This is a genomic window from Microbulbifer mangrovi (assembly GCF_002009015.1).
Taxonomy (GTDB): Bacteria; Pseudomonadota; Gammaproteobacteria; order Pseudomonadales; family Cellvibrionaceae; genus Microbulbifer; species Microbulbifer mangrovi.
Map to the genome: position 1 here is coordinate 1 of NZ_LZDE01000068.1, position 556 is coordinate 556.

Annotated in this window: 1 protein-coding gene; it reads left to right on the forward strand. The window is 43.9% G+C overall.

What is annotated here, in order from left to right:
- Positions 1 to 47 precede the first annotated feature (47 nt).
- The gene (locus B4U49_RS00295) at positions 48 to 536 is read left to right on the forward strand and encodes a hypothetical protein (RefSeq protein WP_143735419.1); all 489 of its coding nucleotides are present in this window, start codon (positions 48 to 50) and stop codon (positions 534 to 536) included.
- Positions 537 to 556 lie beyond the last annotated feature (20 nt).

The following is a 556-nucleotide window of genomic DNA, read 5'->3' on the forward strand; positions in this document are numbered from 1 at the left end:
TAACACAAAAGGTGCTCCGCGCTAGCTGCGCCAGCGCTGGGCGTTGAGTGAAGAAAAAGAATGAACTTATGTGGCAATGTTTTCTGGAATCAATCGATTTAATTACCAAGATCGCACAAACGTTGATAGCTGGGTTTGTTGCTTGGTTAGCATGGAGAACTTTCGTTAAGGAGGAGACCCAAGAGGCTGAGAATTTCACTGATGATCCATCAGTCGATCAAAGCGTAACAGAGTTGAAAATTTTCGAGACGTCAAATCAAACAACTACGTTAAAGCGTACGATCAATGGAATCGAATGCCACCTTGATGACCGACGTCCAAACAAAAAGCAGGGGCACCGCTGGACATTAACGCCCAACATGGTTAAAGAAATACTTGAAAGCGGAGATATCTACGTAAACCCTAGTTACAAATTGCGAACTGGCTATTTATCAATAGGGGCACACACTAATTGGTTGTATTCAAAAAAGTTGTTTCCTGAGCCCGCAGGATTACATCATAGAGTTATTGAATTACTGAAGACCGTGGGCGCTTAACAAGGTGCGGCAGACCGACG